Origin of the sequence: Jidongwangia harbinensis, assembly GCF_020216025.1 — a bacterium.
Taxonomy (GTDB): Bacteria; Actinomycetota; Actinomycetes; order Mycobacteriales; family Micromonosporaceae; genus Actinoplanes; species Actinoplanes harbinensis.
Map to the genome: position 1 here is coordinate 321,390 of NZ_JAIWNC010000001.1, position 18,086 is coordinate 339,475.

Genomic DNA, 18,086 nt, shown 5'->3' on the forward strand with positions numbered 1-18,086 from the left:
TCAGTTGAAGTCCGAGCCGTAGGTCGGCGCCTTGCCGAGGATGTCGCGTCTGTTGACGATCTCCGGTATGTAGACCTTCTCCTTCCAGAGTTCCTCGGCGACCGGCTCCAGCGCGATCGACACCGCGCCCGCGTCGCAGCCGAAGGCGTTGGTCAGCGCCTCGGTCACGTCGGAGACCAGCCGGGACTGCTGATCGGGGCTGAGCGACACCGGGAAGTGCTTGATGTTGACGTGCGGCATGACAGTCTCCTTTCGCATCCCGAGGCGTTGGCGCAGGGCCGACGCCAGCTCCTCGACGTCCGGTACCCGCAGCATCGAGTAGTGGTCGGCCTCGAGTTCGATGACGGTCGGGGTCAGGTCCGAGTAACCACTGACCCGCTCCAGGAACGAGTAGTCGTCGCCGCGCGCCTTGACGATGGTGATGGGCGCGGCGATCCGCCGCTCGGTCAGCTCCCGGAACGTGTAGCTGAACTCGAACGTCGTACCGACGACCCGGATGATCCGGCGCACCAGCTCGATGTCGAGTTCCGGGAAGCTCTCGCTGATGAACGCGGCGAAGCTCTCGTCGTCCTCCGCCACGGCGAGGCACTCGTCCAGCAGCGGACCGCTGATCCGGCCCGCGAAGACGGAGAAGAGGATCGTCACGTAGGCCTTGTTGTCGTACGTGGGCACGCCGTCCGGCCCGTCGTCCGCATGGACCCGCGGCGAGCCGGGTGCGATGAGGAACAGGTTCGCGACCTGTTCGCCGGCCCGCTCCAGCTGGTAGGCCGTCTCGAAGGCGACCCGGGCGCCGAAGGAGTAGCCCCACAACGTGTACGGACCGGCCGGCTGCACGCGCCGGATGGCGTCGACGTCCGCGGCCGCCATCTCCGTGATCGTGCGGTACGGGTCCTCGCCGGCGTTGAGTCCGTACGCCCCGATCCCGTACAGCGTCCGGTCGACGCCCACCTTCTCGGCCAGCAGTCGCAGGTTCATCGGGTAGCCGCCCAGCCCGGGCCAGCAGAAGATCGGCTCCGCCTCGCCCCCGGTGTACAGCGGCACCAGCCGGGAGGAACGTTCCGCGTCCGGCCCCTCCATCCGCCGGGCCAGCGCCTCGACGGTCGGCGACTCGAACAGCACCTGCAGCGGCAGCTCGGTACCGAACTCCCGGTTGAGCCGGTTCACCAGCGTGACGGCGACCAGGGAGTTCCCGCCGGAGGCGAAGAAGTCGTCCTGCACCGACACGGTCTCCCGCTTCATGGCCCGCGCCCACAGCTCGGCGATGCGGCGCTCGACGTTCGTGCGGGGCGCCACGTACGGGCGTTCCTCGCTGCCCACGTCGGTCAGCGGGGAGGCGGCGAGCGCCCGAACGTCGATCTTGCCGTTGGCGGTGGTCGGCAGTTCGTCGAGGATCAGGACCTTGTTCGGGATCATGTAGTCCGGCAACAGCGTGATCAGGTCGTCGCGGATCATCTCGGCCGGGCCGCGCATGTGCACGGTGTCCTCCTTCATGCCCTCGTGCAGCCGCTGCTCGTCGCTCACCCGGCCACCGAGGAAGAAGTACGACGGTCCGGTGTCCCGGCCCAGCGACCGCAGGATGTCGTCGATCCGCCGGGCGGACGGCAGGTCGTCGCCCGACTTCGAGCTGTACCCGGACGACATGAAGCCGAGGTTGTCGTCGTTCATCGACAGGTGCTGCAGCTTGCGGCCCAGGTCGAGGTAGCGCCGCCAGTCCGGACCGGACCGGCTGATCACGGTGACCCCGAAGCTCGCCCGGTCGTACACCGCCTGGTTGATGGCGATGACCTGCTTGCGCAGGACGACCTCGGGTGAGACCGACTCGAGCCGGCCGCCGGTGTACGCGTACAGCCCGGCCGGCAGGTCCGCCACCTTGCCCGGGTGGGACTGCACGTACACGTCCAGCCCGTGGTCCGGCGCGGGACCGGGGTACGGGACGAGGTCGAAGGTCCCGAGATAGTAGTCGTCCTCGGCGACGTCGAGGCTCTGCCGCACGGCCGGCACGGGTTCCCCGTCGACGATGCCGAGCCCGTACGACGGCAGGATCTCCTCGAACAGGCCGACCATATGGCCCGCCTCGATCTCGAGTACCTCCTGGATGTTGTTCTTGTAGACCGGTTCGATCGCCCGCTTCTTGCCGATGAAGTGCAGCCGGACGCCGGTCTCCGGGGCGGGGTCCGTCTCGGTGATCAGCACCAGCCGGTGCTGGACCGGGTGGTAGTAGTAGAAGCCCGGGCGCAGGCCACCGACGCCGGTGAACTGCAGGTAGAGCTGGGTGGCGTAGAGCGCGCCGGGAGACGCGTAGCCGTACTTGGGAAGCAGCCGTTCCGAGCTGAGGTGCTGCCCGAAGTAGCGCAGGATCTCGCCGAACTCGGCGAGGCTCACGTCGGTGAGGGGCCGCGCCGCCGCGCTGGGCGCCCGCCGGTCGAGCAACCGCAGGATGTCCGCCTCGGTGACCTCACCGCCTTCGTAGAACCGGTAGGTCTTGCGCGCGAACGCCTGCCGGCGCTGCGCCTCGGTGGCGGTCCTGCCGGGCAGGTCGACCGCCGGCCGGTCGCGCAGTTCCGCCGCGTCCCGGCAACCGGGGTTCGACAGTTGCGCCTTCACCTGGAGCTTGCTCGCCTTGGACTGGTGATGGGCGCCGTGGTTGCCCTGGTCCATCAGCGCGGCTTCCCGGGGGTTCAGCTCCACGCAGGCGATCAGGTTCTGGTGACCACTGCGCGGATCGTCCTTCACCAGCACCGCCGCGTGCCGGACCCAGTCGTGGGTCTCGATCGCCAGCTTGATCTCGTCCAGCTCGACCCGGAAGCCGCGTAGCTTCACCTGGTTGTCCACCCGGCCGACGAACTGCACGGTGCCGTCGGAGTTCCAGTGGACCAGATCGCCGGTCCGGAACAGCCGCCCGGCGCCGAACGGGTTGTCCACGAACCGCTGCGCGGTCATCTCCGGCCGGCGCAGATAGCCACGGGCGAGTTGGACGCCGCCGATGTAGAGCTCACCGATCTCACCGACGGCCACCGCGGAGCCGGACTCGTCGAGGATGTGGTACTCGGTGTCGGCCACCGGGGTACCGATCGAGATCACGTTCGGACCGTCGCCGACAACGGCCCGCTGCACGACGAACGACGACGAGTTGATCGTGCACTCGGTCGGCCCGTACAGATTGATCAGGTCGGCCCACGGCACGGCGTCGAGGCAGGCCCGGGCCAGCGTCGCGGGTAGCGCCTCGCCGCCGGTGAAGATCTGCGTGAGCGACTTGCAGGTCGCCAGTTCCTCGGTGTCCAGCAGCGCCTGCAGCAGGGTGGGCACGCACTGCAGGGTGGTGACGCCGTGCGCCCGGATGGTCTCGATCAGCCGTTCGGCGTCCCGGTACACGCCGGGCGGGCCCATCACCACGGCGGCTCCGCACGCCGGGGCCAGGATCTCCCACTGGGCGGCGTCGAAACTCATCGGCGTCTTCTGCAGCACGACGGTCTCGTCGTTCAGGCCGTACGCCGCGGACAGCCACCGCATCTGGCTGGCGATGCTGCGGTGCTCGATCATCACGCCCTTCGGCCGGCCGGTGCTGCCGGAGGTGTAGATGACGTATGCCAGGTCCTCCGGGCCGGCGGTGGCGGGAGCGGGCGGGTGCCCGGCGGCGTCCCGAACGGTGATGATCGTGGTGTCCGGCGGCGCGAGAGCGGCGAGGCGGTCGGCCAGCTCCGCCTGGGCCACGGTGACCCGGGTGGCGGAGTCCTCGATCATGTAGCGCAGGCGCTCCTCGGGATACTCCGGCGACAGCGGGAGGTAGGCGCCGCCGGCGAACAGGATGCCCCAGACGCCGACCATCAGGTCGGTCGACGGCTCGACGAACAGGCCGACGCAGTCGTCCGCGGCAACGCCGAGATCGTGCAGGCAGCCCGCCAGTTCGGAGCTGTGCTGGACCAGGTCCCGGAAGGTCAGGCGGTCGTCGCCGGACACGACTGCGGTGTCCCGCGGCCGTCTGAGCGCCTGGGCGCGGAGCAACTCGGGCAGGTGGGGTGGCATGGACGGTTCCCGTCCGGCCTCACGGTTTACGTTCATCGGTTCCTCCTCGGATCGGTGGCGATCGCGCACGCCGGGGATCACCAGGGACGGATCGGGCCACGCTCCGGCGGAGACCGGAGCCCGCGTCAGCGGCCGGTCATGGCGGCGTCCGGAAGCGGCCGGCCGCGGGCGCGGAACGGGCCGCGGGCGCGGCGTTGCTCTATCGGGTTGCGCCCGCCAGGGAGCCGAGCCGCAACGCGGTGGCGATCTCGATCGTCCGGCGGGTCTGGAAGGCGATGGCGGCGAGGTTGTCGTCGGTCACGTTCTCCGCCAGCCGGCCGGGGACCGCCTTCGGCCCGGACACCGAGCTGACTCCGTACGGGTTGCCGTTGCTCGGTGCCAGTTGGATGTCGTCGGCGAGGCCGGGCGGGACGATGATCGCGCCCCAGTGATAGAAGACGGTGTTCAGGGACAGGATGGTGCCCTCCTGTCCGCCGTGCGGCGCGCCGGTCGAGGTGAACGACGACATGACCTTGTTAACCAGCCCGCGGCGCGCGGCCAGCGGCCAGGCCCGGTCGATGAAGTGCTTGAGCGGCGCGGCGAGCAGGCCGAACCGCCCCGGGCTGCCCCACAGGATCGCGTCCGCCCACTCGAGATCGTCGATGTCCGCCGCGGGCAGGTGCCGCACCGCCTCGGCGTGCTCGGACCAGGCCTGGGTCCACTCGGTGAAGCCGGGCGCCAGGCTCTCGTTGACGTATTCGGGCACCCGGCGCAGGCGGGTCTGCGCACCGGTCTGCTCGGCCGCGGCGGCCGCGGCGGTGGCGAGCCGGTGGATGTTGCCGGTTCCGGAGTAGTAGACGATCGCGATCCGGACGGTTCCGGCGGTGTCCTCGGTCGACATGGTTGCTCCTCTGGCGGTTCGCTTCACCGGACGGGGTCGGTTCCGAAGTAGCGGTCGCCGAAGTCGCCGATGCCGGGCAGCATGTAGGCGTTCTCGTTCAACCGCTCCTCGATGGAGGAGGTGACTATCCGCACCCGGGCGAAGCGCTTGCGGACGGCGGCGATGCCCTCCGGCGCCGACAGCACGTTGACGAGCACGATGTGGGCCTCGGGCACCCCCCGGTCGAGCAGGATGTCGATGGCGGCCAGCGCGGTGCCGCCGGTGGCCAGCATCGGGTCGAGCAGCAGCACGTGCCGCTGGGCGACGTCGTCGGGCAGTTTGGCGTAGTACAGGCGCGGCAGCTTGGTCACCGGGTCGCGCTGGATGAGGATCTTGCCGATCCGGGCGCTCGGGGCCGCCTCGGTCAGCGCGGTCTCCATGCTGTCGCCGGCCCGGGCGATGCACACGCCACAGACCTGGGACGTGAGCCGTACACCGCGGTAGGTACGGCCGACCGGGGTCTGCACGTCGTACGGCTCGAACGGCAGCAACTCCAGTCCGGCCTCCACCAGCCGGCGGTGGATGCGGCCGGCGTTGCGGACGAACACCGCCCGGTCCGCGTCGCGGTCCCGCATGCCGGTGTGCAGCGCACGCAGGTGCCTGGTCTGCGGCAGCAGGTGCACCGTCTCGGTGGCCGCCTCCGTCGCGTGGGTCATCGCGCTCACCTCCCCGGTACCTCGGCGGCCGTCCGGGTGAAGGCCCGGCGCGCCTCCTCGACGAACGTGCGTACCTTCAACCGGTCCTTGCGCCCGGTGGCGTCCTCCAGGCCGGTGTGCGCGTCCACCGCGGCGGGGCGTACCCGCTCGATGGCCGCACCGACGTTCGCCGGACTGAGCCCGCCGGCCAGCATCAGCGGGCGCGGCGCGATCCGCACCAGGGCGGCGCTGACCTCCCAGTCGTGGACGCGGCCGGTGGCGCCCTTGGCGCCGGTCGCCGGGTCGAAGCTGTCGGTGATGAACATGTCGACCCAGTCGGCGGCGTCCGCGACCGTCCGGGACAGCTCCGCCATGTTGTCGGCCTTCACCACCAGGCTCTTGAGCAGGTACAGGTTCGGTGCCTTGCGCCGCAGCCGGCGCAACTCGGCGGGGGTCACGTCGCCGTGCAGCTGGATGGTCTCGACGCCCATCTCGGCGCAGAACGCGGCGATCTCGTCGGCGTCGGTCAGGTAGGTGATGATGACGCCCTTGTTCGCCGGTGGGAGGTTCTTGATGATGGCGGCCGCATCGCTCTCCGACAGGTCCTCGTTCTTCGCCGGCAGGCGTAGCGCGAATCCCAGCCAGTCCGCACCCTCCTCGAGGATCAGGTCCGCCTCGGCCTGGTCCTTGATGCCTGCGACCTGGATCAAACCCTGCATCGTCGTCTCTCCTTCGATCGCGGCCGTCCCCGACGACCGTCAGCGGTGGATCGGTCCGGACCTCAGCGCGGCTGGTCGCCGCCGACCTGCTTGATCTCGGCCACCACGAGTTCCGCCACCAGGCCGGCCGACGCCGGGTTCTGGCCGGTGATCACCCGGCGGTCGTTCTCGGTGTGGGCGACGTAGTTCGCGGCCTTGGTGTGCCGCGCACCGCGCTCCTTCAGCCGGTCCTCCAGGAGGAACGGCATGACCTCGACCAGGCCGAGCGACTGCTCCTCCTCATTCGTGAAGGAGCTCACCCGCCTGCCGTCCACCAGATAGGACCCGTTCGACAGGCGGAGGTCGACGAGTGCGGCGGGACCGTGGCAGACGGCCGAGACCACCCCGCCGCGTTCGTAGATCTCGACGGCCAGCCGGGCCAGGTCCGGCGAGGCCGGGAAGTCCCACATCGCGCCGTGCCCGCCGGCGTAGAAGATCGCCGCGTACCCGTCGGACCGCACCTGTGCGGCGGGCCGGGTCGCCGCGAGTTTCGCCTGGATCTCCGCGTCGGTGAGGAACGCGACGACCTGCGGGTCGTCCTCCTCCCCGTCGAACACCACGGCGGGCGGTTCACCGCCGCGCACCGACACGAAGTCCACCTCGTGCCCGGCGGACGTGAACACGTGATACGGATGGGCCGCTTCGGAAACGCTGTAGCCCGTGCGGTTACCGGTGTCGCCCAGTACGTCATGACTGCTGACGGCGAGCAGAATCTTGGCCATTTCTCTCCCCTGACAGGTGTGTGGGTGGGACCGAACGTGCGACGGGTGCCGGGGCGGACGGGCGCGGCCGCGGAGGCCGCACCCGTCCCGCCGCGGGTGTGCCGGGTCAGGGCTTGTGCAGGAACTCGTTGACCAGCTTCAGGAACTCCTGCGGCTGCTCGAAGAGCACCATGTGCCCGCTGTCCATCTCGAGGTACGCGGAGTTCGGGATGGCCGCGTGCAGCTCGCGGGAGTGCTCCGTGGGAACCGCGGCGTCCGGGTTGCAGGCGACCACGAGCGTCTCCGCCTGCACCTTCTCCACCAGGCCGCGCAGGTCGATCCGGATGAGCAGCTCGAGCTGGCGCAGGCGGCCCCGCGACGGGCTCAACTCGGCACCGAGCTTGTCGATGTCCGCCATGCTGTCCAGGCTGTTGATGTACCGCGGGCTGAACGCGGTGGTGGTCAGGACCCGTCCGAAGGCCACCGGGTCGTGCGCCAGGCTCAGGGTCAGCCCGATCAGATTGCGCATGTACGCGTCGGTCCGCACCAGACCGCCCACCGGGACCAGCCGGCGCACCTGCTCCGGGTGCAGGGCCGCGGTGGCCGCCACGACCGAGCCGCCGAGGGAGAAGCCCAGCAGGTCGACCGGTTCCGTGCCGGCGTGCGTGATGACCGCGGAGACCTGCTCGGCCAGCGCCTCGATGGTGAGGTCGCCACCGTCGTCCTCCGCCGCCTCGCTGCCGGCCAGCTCCGGCAGGATCACCGTGTTGCGCTCCGCGAACTGATCGACCAGGTGGCCGAAGGCACTCTGCCCACCCTTGCCGACGCCGTGTACGAGCACCAGGCTCGGTCCCGACCCGGTCACCGTGTAAGGGACGCGTGCGTTTCCTACTGACACCGTGGGCATGATTGATCCCCTTCCGGACCGTGATGTGAAGGACGGTTCTCGCTCGCGTGCCGTCGTCTCCGGCGTTTCCGGAGGGACCGCCAGGCGCACGGTCCGGGGACGGCAGGGAGCCGGCTCGCCGCAGCACTGCGGGACGAGTGAAACGCGCCGGGAACTCACCTGGCTGAGGACTCCGGCGACCGGAGCCCGGCCGTCGCCGGAGCACCCGGTGGAACACGGCCGAACTTGATCGGCCAACAGTGACAACACTTACACGGCCCGTATCGATCGGCCACCGTCGATGCCTTCAGGGTGTTGCATGGCAACAACGGGAGCACGGCCATGCGGACACGTTGTAGCCATGCATCAAGATGGTCACCTCCACGGTTGGACACCGTGTGCCCGGTGGCGCATCATCCGTTCAGCCGATCCGGCGCGGCACCGTCGTGCACCCGATCGGCGATGCCGTTCGGCGAGGACTCGAGCAACCCGAGCTTGGCGGTCAGGTAACCGGCCTGGAACCGGCTCTCCGCCCCCATCTCCTCCAGCAGTTCCGCGATGTGACGACGGCACGTCCGGACCGAGACACCGATCCGGCGGGCGATGCTCTCGTCCCGCAGTCCCTCGGCCAGGAAGTAGACGATCGCCCGTTGCACGTCCTCCCGCAGCTGCACGCCCTCCGACCGGGACACGAACTCGCCCTGGAACGGTCGCGCCTGGCACCAGATCTGCTCGAACAGGGCGGTCATCGCCGAGGCCACCGTGGGGTGGTTGACCGACACCACGCCGGAGCTGTCGAACAGGAAGACAACTTCCTGGTCGATCACGCAGATGTGGTTCCACAGCTTCTCGATGGTCCGCACCTGACCGCCGGCGCGGGAGATGAAGGCGGCGTGGTCCTGCACCGCCGGCTGATAGCGGGCCGCGTGCTGGTGCAGCACGCACAGGCGAACGCCCGGCCGGGTCGGCAGTCCGTCCGCCGCCGGGATCAGCTCGAACCGGTGCTCGGACTCCGGATCCGTGCCGCACATCAGCAGCACCTCCCGGCGGGCGCCGGCGATCCGCTCGCGGACCAGGGCCCGCGAGGTGGCCGGATCGGTGACGGTGTCGAGCAGACCCTCCTGCTGGTTGCGTCTCTCCACGGTGGATCGGTAGACCGCCATGACGCGGTCGAAGTCGCCGGAGACCTGCTCGATGCGGCGTTGCGCCTCGCGGATGGTGGTCTCCAGCGGATGGATCACCGCCGAGGCCGCCACGTCCGGGCGCAGCACCGCCAGGCCGCCGGGAACCGGGCGCAGCAGGAGCGCGTCGGAGAGCTTCCGCACCACCCGCTGCGCCTCGTCCGGCCCGAACTCCCGCTCCAGGGCGGCGGTGTCGAGGACGTCCATCTCGAGAACGCGGCGGTACAGCGTCAGCGTCTCGCTGTCCACCTGTGGCAGCGGACCGGAACAGTCGACGTCCGGCAGCACGTCGGGCACCCTCATCGTGAACCCCCCATATCTCGAACAATCGAGCGTGATCACGTCAGAGGCCGGCGAGCGCGTGGCTCGTCGGCCGGTCGTGGGCTTGGTGAAACGGTCCGGAGCACCGGTCGACGTGTGCGGTGCGGACCTCGGGCGGAATCGTCGATCTTCTCCGCGTCATGTCCGTCAACCGTTCCCCGGGCACGTCGAATCCGGCTCGAGCATCACTCGGGCGGGCACCCGGGACGCTCTCCGGGCCGTCGGCGGGCCGCGTACCCGCGGAAAACGCCGCACCGATCCATCGAAATCATGGCTGTCATTCAAATTCGTCATTGGACGTGTCAGTAATTGTATAGATCCGGACCCGTTGACTAAATCCGAAGAACAATAGTATTTTTGCCGCGTCGTACAAAGTCCAAGAATCTTCGATGCGAGCGGCCACGGCGCGCCCCCGCCGTGGCCGGGTGGCAGGCCGTGCACGTGGGACCGACCCGGTCCGAAATCCGACCGGAGCGCCTGATCACCGTCTCGCAGCACGTCAAAGCCCACTGGTCGGACGGAGACGTGCGGGGCCCGCCGGTCGCGGCGGCCGCCAGTTCGGACGATTAGGACACCGGCGGTTGAGACGGGGCGAGGACGGGAAGGCAAACAAATAAGGGACTCCGGAGAATGCATTCCCGCCGGCCGATCGAAGCGGCGCGACCGAAGTAATTATCACTTTCCGCACAGTTAACGGGAGGACTTGTGCAGTTTCACGTACTTGGGCCATTGGAAATTCGGGGCGGCACCTCTCCGGTGCGATTGACCGCGGCCAAGCCGCGCGCGGTCCTGGCCCTTCTCCTGGCCAACGCCAACGCCACCGTGCCGACCGACGCGCTGACCGAGGAGCTGTGGGAGGAGGACCCGCCGGCCAGTGCGCCGACCACGCTGCAGACGTACATCCTGCATCTCCGCAAGATGCTGGCGCACCTGGCCGGCGACCCGGCGGACCCGGCCCGCGCTCGGGCCCGGGCCCGGGAAACCCTGGTCACCCGTCCGCTCGGCTACCTGCTGCGCCTGGAGCCCGGGCAGTCGGACCTGCTGCACTTCCGGCACCTGGTGCGGGAGGGCCGGGAGGCGATGGAGCAGCGGCGCCTGACGGCCGCGTCCGCGCTGCTCCGCGAGGCGCTCGGGCTCTGGCGCGGAGACGCCTTCGCCGGCGTACGCCTCGGTCCGCGGCTCAAGGTCCACGCCATCGAGCTGGAGGAGGCTCGCCTCACCGCACTGGAATGGTCCGTCGAGGTCGACCTGCGCCTCGGCCGGCACCAGCAACTGATCAGCCAGCTGACCGCCCTGACCGCGCGGTATCCCCTGCACGAGGGTCTGCACTCGCATCTGATGTCAGCTCTCTGCCTCGCCGGGCGGCGGTCCGACGCTCTCGACGTCTATCGGCGGCTGCGGTCGGCACTCGTCCGCGACCTCGGCCTCGAGCCGTCCTGGTCCATCCAGCAGACCCAGCAGGCCGTGCTGCGCGCCACGTCGGACGGCCCGCCGGACGTACGCCACCTGCTCGGCGACGACACCCCGATCACCCTGCACCGCAACCCGATCGCCTCCGGCCGGGTGGGCGCGCCGTGACCGCCGGGCCGGAAGGCGGGTGGCCCGGCGACGGTTCGGCGTAGCGGCGGACGCCGAACCGTCGGCTCGCAGCGCCCGGCCGGCACTCAACGCGAGACCGGGGCGGCCAGCGCGGCGCGCACCTCGTGGGACAGCGTCGTCCCGTAGGCCCGGTCCAGGTCCCGGCACACGTCCGGCACGCCGACGCTGTACTCCTGCGGACCGGTGGCCCGCAACGCGTAGGCGGCCATCTGGCAGCCGACGGCCGCGGCGGTGCCGTGCGACAGGCCGCTCAGTATGCCGGTCACGAATCCGGCCCGGAAGGCGTCGCCGGCGCCGGTCGGGTCGGCGGCGCCGGTGATCGGGACCGCCGGCACGTCGACCGCACCGGCACCGTCGCGGATCCGTACACCGGCCGACCCCCGGGTCGTCACGACGATGTCCACCAGGCCCGCCAGCTCCGCCTCCGTCACCGCGAGCTTGTGCCGCAGCAGGTCGTACTCGTACTGGTTGGTGAGCAGGTAGCGCGCCCCGGTGATGAACCGCCGGAGGTCGTCCGCCGCCATCCCGGCGACCTGCTGGGACGGATCGGCGGCGAACGGCACGCCCAACCGCCGGCAGGCGTCCGCGTGCCGGGCCATGGCCTCGGGGGTGTCCGGGGCGATCACCGCCAGGTCCGGCACACCGGCCCGGCGGACGACCGCGGCCAGGTCGATGTCCAGCGCCTCGGCCATCGCCCCGGGATAGAACGAGGCCAGCTGGCACATCTGCTCGTCGGTGGTGCAGATGAACCTCGCGGTGTGGCGGGTGGCGCTGATCAGCACGGCGGAACAGTCGATGCCCTGACTCTCCAGCCAGCTCCGGTAGTCACCGAAGTCCGAGCCCGCCGCACCGACCAGCCGCGGCGCGAGTCCGAGCCGGGACATCCCGTAGGCGATGTTGGCGGCCACCCCGCCCCGGCGGATGACCAGGTCGTCGACGAGGAAGGACAACGAGACGTCGGCGAGACGGTCGGCGAGCAGCTGCTCGGCGAACCGCCCGGGGAACCGCATCAGATAGTCGGTGGCGATGGAGCCGGTCACGATGACGGCGGGCACGAGGTCTCCTCAGGTGGCGGGGATGCTCCGGCACTGCCGCTCATTCCGCGGCGGCGTCCTTCAGGTCCTGCGCCCGGTCCGTGCTCTCCCAGACCAGGCCGGGCAGTTCGCGGCCGAAGTGGCCGTACGCCGCGGTCTGCCGGTAGATCGGCCGCAGCAGGTCCAGGTCCCGGACGATCGCCGCCGGTCGCAGGTCGAAGACCGCACCGACGGCCTGCTCGATCCGGTGCACCGGGACGTTCTCGGTGCCGAACGTGTCCACCAGCAGGCTGACCGGATGTGCCCGGCCGATCGCGTACGCCACCTGGACCTCACACCGCTCGGCCAGACCGGCCGCCACGACGTTCTTGGCCACCCAGCGCATCGCGTAGGCCGCCGACCGGTCCACCTTGGAGGGATCCTTGCCGGAGAACGCGCCGCCGCCGTGCCGGGCGTACCCGCCGTACGTGTCGACAATGATCTTGCGGCCGGTCAGGCCGGCGTCGCCCATCGGGCCACCGACCTCGAAGCGCCCGGTCGGGTTCACCAGCAACCGGTAACCCTCGGTCTCGATGCCCAGGCCGGCCAGCTCGGGCGCGATGACGTGCTCCCGGATGTCGGGAGCGAGCAGGCCCTCCAGGTCGATGTCCCCGGCGTGCTGCGACGACACCACGATGGTGTCGAGCCGCACCGGGCGGTAACCGTCGTACTCGATGGTCACCTGCGTCTTGCCGTCCGGGCGCAGATAGGGCACGGCGTTGTCCTTGCGCACCGCCGAGAGCCGGCGTGCCAGCCGGTGGGCCAGCGCGATCGGCAGGGGCATCAGCTCGGGGGTCTCGGTGCAGGCGAAGCCGAACATCATGCCCTGATCACCCGCGCCCTGCTGGTCCAGCGCCTCGGCCGCGTCGCCGGCCCGCACCTCCATCGAGGCGTCCACGCCCCGGGCGATGTCCGGCGACTGGGCACCGATCGACACGTTCACCCCGCAGGAGGCGCCGTCGAAGCCCTTCTGCGAGGAGTCGTAGCCGATCTCGAGGACCACGTCCCGCACGATCCCGGCGATGTCCACGTACGCCGTCGTACTCATCTCGCCGGCAACGTGCACCTGGCCCGTGGTGATCAGCGTCTCCACCGCGACCCGGCTGCGCGGATCCCGCGCCAGTACCGCATCGAGGATGCCGTCGCTGATCTGGTCTGCGATCTTGTCCGGGTGGCCCTCGGTGACCGACTCGGAGGTGAACAGGCGGCTTGCCATCATCAACCCTTTCGACGAGTTGCTCTTCGCAGCGTTCCTCAGGCGGATCGAATCGGGCTCGAGACTCGCTCGGGCCCGGGTCCGGTCTCACTCGGCGATCCGGGCCGTCCGGGGCTGCGCCATCCGGATGTAGTCCTTTGTGGACAGTCCGACCGACAGGTCCAGCCGGCCGGCGTTGAAATAGAGGACGTCCTGCCGCAGCATCTCCTCGTCCACGATGAGGTCGAGCTCGGGATGGAAGGCGAACGGCATGATGGAGCCGGCGACGCTGCCGGCGAGGCGCTCGGCGACCTCCCGGGGGGCGAAGCCGACGCTGCGCAGGTACATGATCTTCTTCAGCCGGCGCAGGTCGACCCGGCGGTTGCCGGGCACCACCGCGAGGATGAACCTGGTGGTCCGCTTGTCCGGCCGGGCCAGGATGACGATGGACTTCGCCGCCTGGACGAGGTCGTGGCCGCGGATCTCGCTGGCCGCCTCGGTCTGCCCCTCGGGCTCGTGTTCGATCAGGTGGTAGTCGGCGCCGTACTCGTCGAGCAGCCGAACGATGCGGTCATATGCGCTGAGTTCTCCGGTGGTCGACATCGCGCTCGGTCACGTCAGCTCGGCGCCGGGTTCGCGCCGCGCACGCTCAGCGGGCGCATGTCGGTCCAGGTCGCCTCGATGTGATCGAGGCACTCCTGCCGGCTGCCGCGGGTGCCCTCGGCGCGCCAGCCGGCGGGCAGGGGCAGGTCGGCGTTCCAGATCGATCGCTGTTCCTCGTGGTTGACGACCACGAGGTAGGTGTCGGGCGTGGGCATGGGTCAGTCCTCCTCTGACTCGGCGAGATCGGCGATGAGCGCGTAGAACCGGGTCGTGTTGTCGAGCATGGGAAAGTGCCCGGATCGCGGGATGCCACGGGTACGCGTGCCGGCCAGCGCGAACAGCGCCTGCTCCGGCCGGCTGGCGGAGTCTCCGTAGACGTAGGTCTGGTTGCGCAGGCTCAGGTAGTGCGTCAGCAGTCGTCCGCTGTCGGTCAGGGCGACCAGGGAGCATGCGGTCTGGTGCACTGCGGTGGGGTCGCAGCCGGCGAACCAGCGCACCCACTCCGGCGGTACGTCCGCGTCCGGCCGGGCCAGCTCGGCGAGCAGGTCGGCGAAGCCGGTGGCGCGGAACCCGGCCAGCGGCTGTCCGGCGATCCGCCTGCTGACGGTGCCGCAGTCCGCGGGGACCAGGTTGCCCTCCACACTGATGAAACGGCGGAAGCGGGTACCCGACACCAGGCCGACCGCCGCGCCGAGGCTGTGCCCCACCAGGGTGACGGTGCCGCCCACCTCGGCCAGCACCGCGTCGACCACCTCGGCGCAGTACTCCACCGTCACCGCCCGGCCGTCGGGCACGGTGGACGCACCGTGGCCGGGCAGGTCGATCGCGCACAGGCCGAACCGGTCCAGCCGCGGTTCCCGCAGCGCGCCCAGCGCGGACTCCTTGGCGCAGCCCAGCCCGTGCAGGAAGACGAGCGTCTCCGCCCCGCCCCGGACGTAGGCCGACACCGTGTCGCCGTGCACCCGGAAGGTCCGCTCGACGGGACCGGTCACTGGACCAGACTGCCGAGCCGGGACAGCGGCCGCTCCGCGTCGCGCAGCCCGTCCGCGAGTACTCGGACGTAGCTCTCGGCCAGCGCGCGGCCGAGCGGCTCCGGAACGGTCTGTGCCGCGCAGTGCAGGTGACCGGCGACCGTGCCGTCGCCGGCCGGCCACAGTTCGAGCATCAGCTCGTGCATCGGTGCGGTGGGCGGCCACCGGACCGGGCGCACACCGAACCCGTCCCGGCCGACCGCGGGCAGCGGGGTGTCCTGGTAGACGAGCACCGACTGGTACAGCGGCGACCGGCCGGTGCGTGGCGTGCCGTTCGCCGCGACGATCTCCTCGACGGTCAGGTGCTGGAACTCCTGGGCGGTACGGACCTCGGCGGCCGTCCGGTCCAGGGCGTCGCCGAACCCGCGCGCGAGATCGATGCCGGGCCGCAGCGGGACGGTGTTGATGAACACCCCGACCGCGTCGCTGATCGCCGGGTCGGTGCGCCCGGACACCGGGCAGCCGACGCACAGCCCGGCCGGTGCTCCGGCCAGCTGGAGCGTGGCGACGTACCCGGCGGTGAGCGCCGCGTAGAGCGTGGCCCGCCGACCGCCCGCCAGCGCCCGCAGGCCCGCCACGACGTCCGCGGGGACGGTCACCGGATGCAGCCGCACCCCCTGCCCCGCCAGCGGGACGTCCGGCTGCAGGCCCGGCAGGGCCAGGTCCGGGGCGCCGCGCAGCCGGGCCGCCCAGGCCCGGTCCGTCTCGGACACCGGCGCGGGCCGGCCGGCCTGCGCCAGGGCGTACCCCCGCGGACTGCCGGCCCGGGCCGGCCAGCGCGGCGCCTGGCCGTGCCGCCGCGCGTGATAGGCGGTCACCAGGTCACGCACCAGGATCGCCTGCGACCGGCCGTCCATGGCGATGTGGTGGGTGAGCAGCGCGAGCGAGCCGGGTGTGCACAGTGCGGTCAGCACGGGCGGATCGGTCAGCTCGCCGGGGGCCTTCAGCGCATCCTCGACAAGGTCGCCGAGGACGTGTCCCGCGTCGTACACCACCAGCCGGACGGCGGAGTCCGGGTCGATGAGCCGCTGACCGGGAAGCCCCCGGTGCAGCGGGTAGACGGTGCGCAGCGCCTCGTGCCGTGCGGCGCAGTCCACCAGCGCGGCGCGCAGGACCGCGGGGTCCACCTCGCCGTCGACGTCGAGCACGGTCACGACGCGCAGCGCCGGGCTGCCCGGCAGGAACTGCTCGGCCAGCCAGAACTGCCGCTGACTTCGGGTGAGCGGCACCAGGGCGTCCGGATCGGCGCCGGGCGCCGGCTCCGTGACGGGCGCCGCCGTGTCGAGGAACACACTGAGCGCGTCGGCGGTCGGATTCCGGTAGATGTCCACACTGGTCACCCGGCGCCCCTGGGCGGCGATCAACCGGGCGGCGATCGCCTCGATCTGCAGGGACGTCACGCCCGCGGCGAACAGATTCTCGTCGGCCGCGAGGTCGGGCACGTCGGCCGCCTCCCGCAATACCGCCAGCACTCCGGATGCGGGATCGTCCTGCGCCGACGAGGCGAGAGTCGGCAGACCGAAGACCGCGCGGCGGTCCAATTTGCCACTCGCGGTCAACGGCAGTTCGCCGACGAACAGGATGTCGTTCGGCACCATGTGCGCCGGTAGCCGGGCGGCGCAGTGCGCCCGTAGGGCCGCCGCGCGGCGATCGGATCCGGCGGCCACCACAAAGGCGATCAGCCGCGGTTGTTCTGCCCCGGGCGGACCGGGCGCCACCACGGCTTCCCGGACCTCGGGATGCTCGACGAGACAGTTCTCGATTTCGCCGAGTTCGATTCGGAATCCGCGTACCTTGACTTGATTGTCCGCGCGGCCGTGATATTCGAAGGTGCCGTCACTCCGCCTCCTCCCGAGATCCCCGCTGCGGTAGAAACGTTCCCGCGCTCCGTCTGTCAGCAACCTGGGGAACCGCTGCTCAGTGAGTTCCGGGCGGGCATGATAACCGCGTGCGACGCCCGCTCCACCCACGAATATTTCACCGACCTCACCGTCCGGCACCGGCGTCAGGTCGTCCGCCATCAGGTGAATGGAGAGATGCGGCAACGGTCGACCGATATTTGTCGGGCCACCGTGCTGCAGATCGTCGTCGCTGATGTCGCGAATGGTGGTGTGCACGGTCGTCTCGGTGATGCCGTACATGTTCACCATGCGCGGCGCCGGCCCGCGCCAGGCGTCGAGGAAGGCGCGGATGGACGGGCGGTCGATCGGCTCGCCGCCGAACAGCACCAGGCGCACCGCCAGATGCGGCCGGGCCTCGGTGTACCACCTGCTCACCTGCTTGAAAACGGACGGTACGGCGTTCAGGAAGGTGACGCCCTCGCGCTCGACGAGCGCCAGGAACTCCCCCGGCGTGCGGGCCGTCTCCTCGTCCACGACGACCAGCCGCGCGCCGGTGGCGAAGCAGCCCCACATCTCCCACACCGAGAAATCGAAACTGCAGGAATGGAAGAGTGTCCACACGTCGTCCACCGTGGCCCGGACGAGCGGCAAGGTACTTCTGAGGAGTGCCAGAACGTTGTCGTGGCCGACCACCACGCCCTTGGGAGCGCCGGTGGAGCCCGAGGTGTAAATGATGTACGCGTCCGCGTCCGCAGCGGGCGTGGTCCGCGTTCCGGGCGCGGTATCGGCGCCGGTTTCCACCAGAGCGGCTGGTCCGGGCAGGAGGGGCAGACCCGCGAGCGCGACCGGTGATTCGGTGCCCGAGCCGCTGATCGCCAGCACGATCCCGCTGTCGGACACCATGTGCCGCAGCCGTTCCGGTGGATAGGAGGGGTCCAGCGGCACGTAGGTGCAGCCCGCCGCGAGTACGGCGAGAATGGTGGCGACCGCGGCCCCCGAGCGCGGCAGGTAAACCCCGACTCGGGGTGCGGCGACCCCGTCGACATTCACCGACTCCCGGATCTGAGCGGCCAGGCGTTCCACCGTGGCACGCAATTCCCGATAGGTCGCGCTCTGTTCTCCGGCCACGATGGCGGTCTTCTCGGGATACCGATCCGAGGTCCGCACGAATACGTCGTAGAGCGAACCTGCGGCAAGCGACTCGAGATGTGTGTCCGGCGCCGAAAGAAGCGGCGGGTCCGAATGGTGCGCGTCCGTTCTTGAATTCCCCGTATTCACAATCAAGACGACCCCAATGTAATGCCGGCCTTCGATGCCGAC

At 70.4% G+C, this 18,086-nt stretch carries 14 protein-coding genes; 1 reads left to right on the forward strand and 13 read right to left on the reverse strand.

Translation table 11 applies throughout. The annotated features are described in order from the left end of the window. From LDL48_RS01460 to LDL48_RS01490, 7 genes are all read right to left on the reverse strand, one after another. Positions 1 to 4,059, reverse strand: a complete 4,059-nt coding sequence (locus LDL48_RS01460; RefSeq protein ID WP_225253105.1) for an amino acid adenylation domain-containing protein — start codon at positions 4,057 to 4,059, stop codon at positions 1 to 3. Between the two features lie 163 nt (positions 4,060 to 4,222). Further along, on the reverse strand, positions 4,223 to 4,903 hold the full coding sequence (locus LDL48_RS01465) for an NAD(P)H-dependent oxidoreductase (RefSeq protein ID WP_225253106.1): 681 nt from the start codon (positions 4,901 to 4,903) through the stop codon (positions 4,223 to 4,225). A gap of 23 nt (positions 4,904 to 4,926) precedes the next feature. Next, positions 4,927 to 5,598 carry a uracil phosphoribosyltransferase gene (gene upp / locus LDL48_RS01470; RefSeq protein WP_225253107.1) on the reverse strand — a complete coding sequence of 224 codons (672 nt, stop codon included), beginning with the start codon at positions 5,596 to 5,598 and terminating at the stop codon, positions 4,927 to 4,929. A 5-nt stretch (positions 5,599 to 5,603) separates the two neighbouring features. After that, positions 5,604 to 6,296 carry a phosphoribosylanthranilate isomerase gene (locus LDL48_RS01475; RefSeq protein ID WP_225253108.1) on the reverse strand — a complete coding sequence of 231 codons (693 nt, stop codon included), beginning with the start codon at positions 6,294 to 6,296 and terminating at the stop codon, positions 5,604 to 5,606. Between the two features lie 62 nt (positions 6,297 to 6,358). Then, positions 6,359 to 7,057, reverse strand: a complete 699-nt coding sequence (locus tag LDL48_RS01480; protein WP_225253109.1) for a type 1 glutamine amidotransferase domain-containing protein — start codon at positions 7,055 to 7,057, stop codon at positions 6,359 to 6,361. A gap of 106 nt (positions 7,058 to 7,163) precedes the next feature. Then, complete coding sequence (locus tag LDL48_RS01485; protein WP_225253110.1) at positions 7,164 to 7,901, reverse strand: alpha/beta fold hydrolase; 738 nt, start codon at positions 7,899 to 7,901, stop codon at positions 7,164 to 7,166. A gap of 434 nt (positions 7,902 to 8,335) precedes the next feature. Beyond that, positions 8,336 to 9,406, reverse strand: a complete 1,071-nt coding sequence (locus LDL48_RS01490) for a hypothetical protein (RefSeq protein ID WP_225253111.1) — start codon at positions 9,404 to 9,406, stop codon at positions 8,336 to 8,338. Between the two features lie 774 nt (positions 9,407 to 10,180). Here LDL48_RS01490 and LDL48_RS01495 point away from each other — a divergent pair. Next, positions 10,181 to 11,002, forward strand: a complete 822-nt coding sequence (locus LDL48_RS01495) for an AfsR/SARP family transcriptional regulator (protein ID WP_225253112.1) — start codon at positions 10,181 to 10,183, stop codon at positions 11,000 to 11,002. Between the two features lie 86 nt (positions 11,003 to 11,088). Here the strand turns inward: LDL48_RS01495 and LDL48_RS01500 are convergent, their stop codons facing one another. The 6 genes from LDL48_RS01500 to LDL48_RS01525 form a co-directional block, all read right to left on the reverse strand. Beyond that, positions 11,089 to 12,033 carry a carbohydrate kinase family protein gene (locus LDL48_RS01500; protein WP_255627139.1) on the reverse strand — a complete coding sequence of 315 codons (945 nt, stop codon included), beginning with the start codon at positions 12,031 to 12,033 and terminating at the stop codon, positions 11,089 to 11,091. A gap of 85 nt (positions 12,034 to 12,118) precedes the next feature. Continuing rightward, positions 12,119 to 13,312: a methionine adenosyltransferase gene (gene metK / locus LDL48_RS01505; protein WP_225253313.1), complete on the reverse strand. Its 1,194-nt coding sequence runs from the start codon at positions 13,310 to 13,312 to the stop codon at positions 12,119 to 12,121. 87 nt (positions 13,313 to 13,399) lie between these two features. After that, positions 13,400 to 13,894, reverse strand: a complete 495-nt coding sequence (locus LDL48_RS01510) for a YbaK/EbsC family protein (protein ID WP_225253114.1) — start codon at positions 13,892 to 13,894, stop codon at positions 13,400 to 13,402. A gap of 14 nt (positions 13,895 to 13,908) precedes the next feature. Then, positions 13,909 to 14,109, reverse strand: coding sequence for an MbtH family protein (locus LDL48_RS01515; protein WP_225253115.1), 201 nt, complete (start codon positions 14,107 to 14,109; stop codon positions 13,909 to 13,911). Positions 14,110 to 14,112: 3 nt separating this feature from the next. Next, positions 14,113 to 14,886 carry an alpha/beta fold hydrolase gene (locus tag LDL48_RS01520; RefSeq protein ID WP_225253116.1) on the reverse strand — a complete coding sequence of 258 codons (774 nt, stop codon included), beginning with the start codon at positions 14,884 to 14,886 and terminating at the stop codon, positions 14,113 to 14,115. Then, on the reverse strand, positions 14,883 to 17,933 hold the full coding sequence (locus tag LDL48_RS01525) for a non-ribosomal peptide synthetase (protein ID WP_225253117.1): 3,051 nt from the start codon (positions 17,931 to 17,933) through the stop codon (positions 14,883 to 14,885). Before LDL48_RS01525 ends, LDL48_RS01520 begins: the two co-directional genes overlap by 4 nt. Positions 17,934 to 18,086 lie beyond the last annotated feature (153 nt).

What these genes read in the sequence shown, in the direction of transcription:
- LDL48_RS01515 (WP_225253115.1), bottom strand. Translation starts at nt 14,109, where the DNA reads ATGCCCACGCCCGACACCTACCTCGTGGTCGTCAACCACGAGGAACAG.
- upp (WP_225253107.1), bottom strand. Translation starts at nt 5,598, where the DNA reads ATGACCCACGCGACGGAGGCGGCCACCGAGACGGTGCACCTGCTGCCG.
- LDL48_RS01460 (WP_225253105.1), bottom strand. Translation starts at nt 4,059, where the DNA reads ATGAACGTAAACCGTGAGGCCGGACGGGAACCGTCCATGCCACCCCAC.
- LDL48_RS01510 (WP_225253114.1), bottom strand. Translation starts at nt 13,894, where the DNA reads ATGTCGACCACCGGAGAACTCAGCGCATATGACCGCATCGTTCGGCTG.
- LDL48_RS01475 (WP_225253108.1), bottom strand. Translation starts at nt 6,296, where the DNA reads ATGCAGGGTTTGATCCAGGTCGCAGGCATCAAGGACCAGGCCGAGGCG.
- LDL48_RS01500 (WP_255627139.1), bottom strand. Translation starts at nt 12,033, where the DNA reads ATGCGGTTCCCCGGGCGGTTCGCCGAGCAGCTGCTCGCCGACCGTCTC.
- LDL48_RS01480 (WP_225253109.1), bottom strand. Translation starts at nt 7,057, where the DNA reads ATGGCCAAGATTCTGCTCGCCGTCAGCAGTCATGACGTACTGGGCGAC.
- metK (WP_225253313.1), bottom strand. Translation starts at nt 13,312, where the DNA reads ATGGCAAGCCGCCTGTTCACCTCCGAGTCGGTCACCGAGGGCCACCCG.
- LDL48_RS01465 (WP_225253106.1), bottom strand. Translation starts at nt 4,903, where the DNA reads ATGTCGACCGAGGACACCGCCGGAACCGTCCGGATCGCGATCGTCTAC.
- LDL48_RS01490 (WP_225253111.1), bottom strand. Translation starts at nt 9,406, where the DNA reads ATGAGGGTGCCCGACGTGCTGCCGGACGTCGACTGTTCCGGTCCGCTG.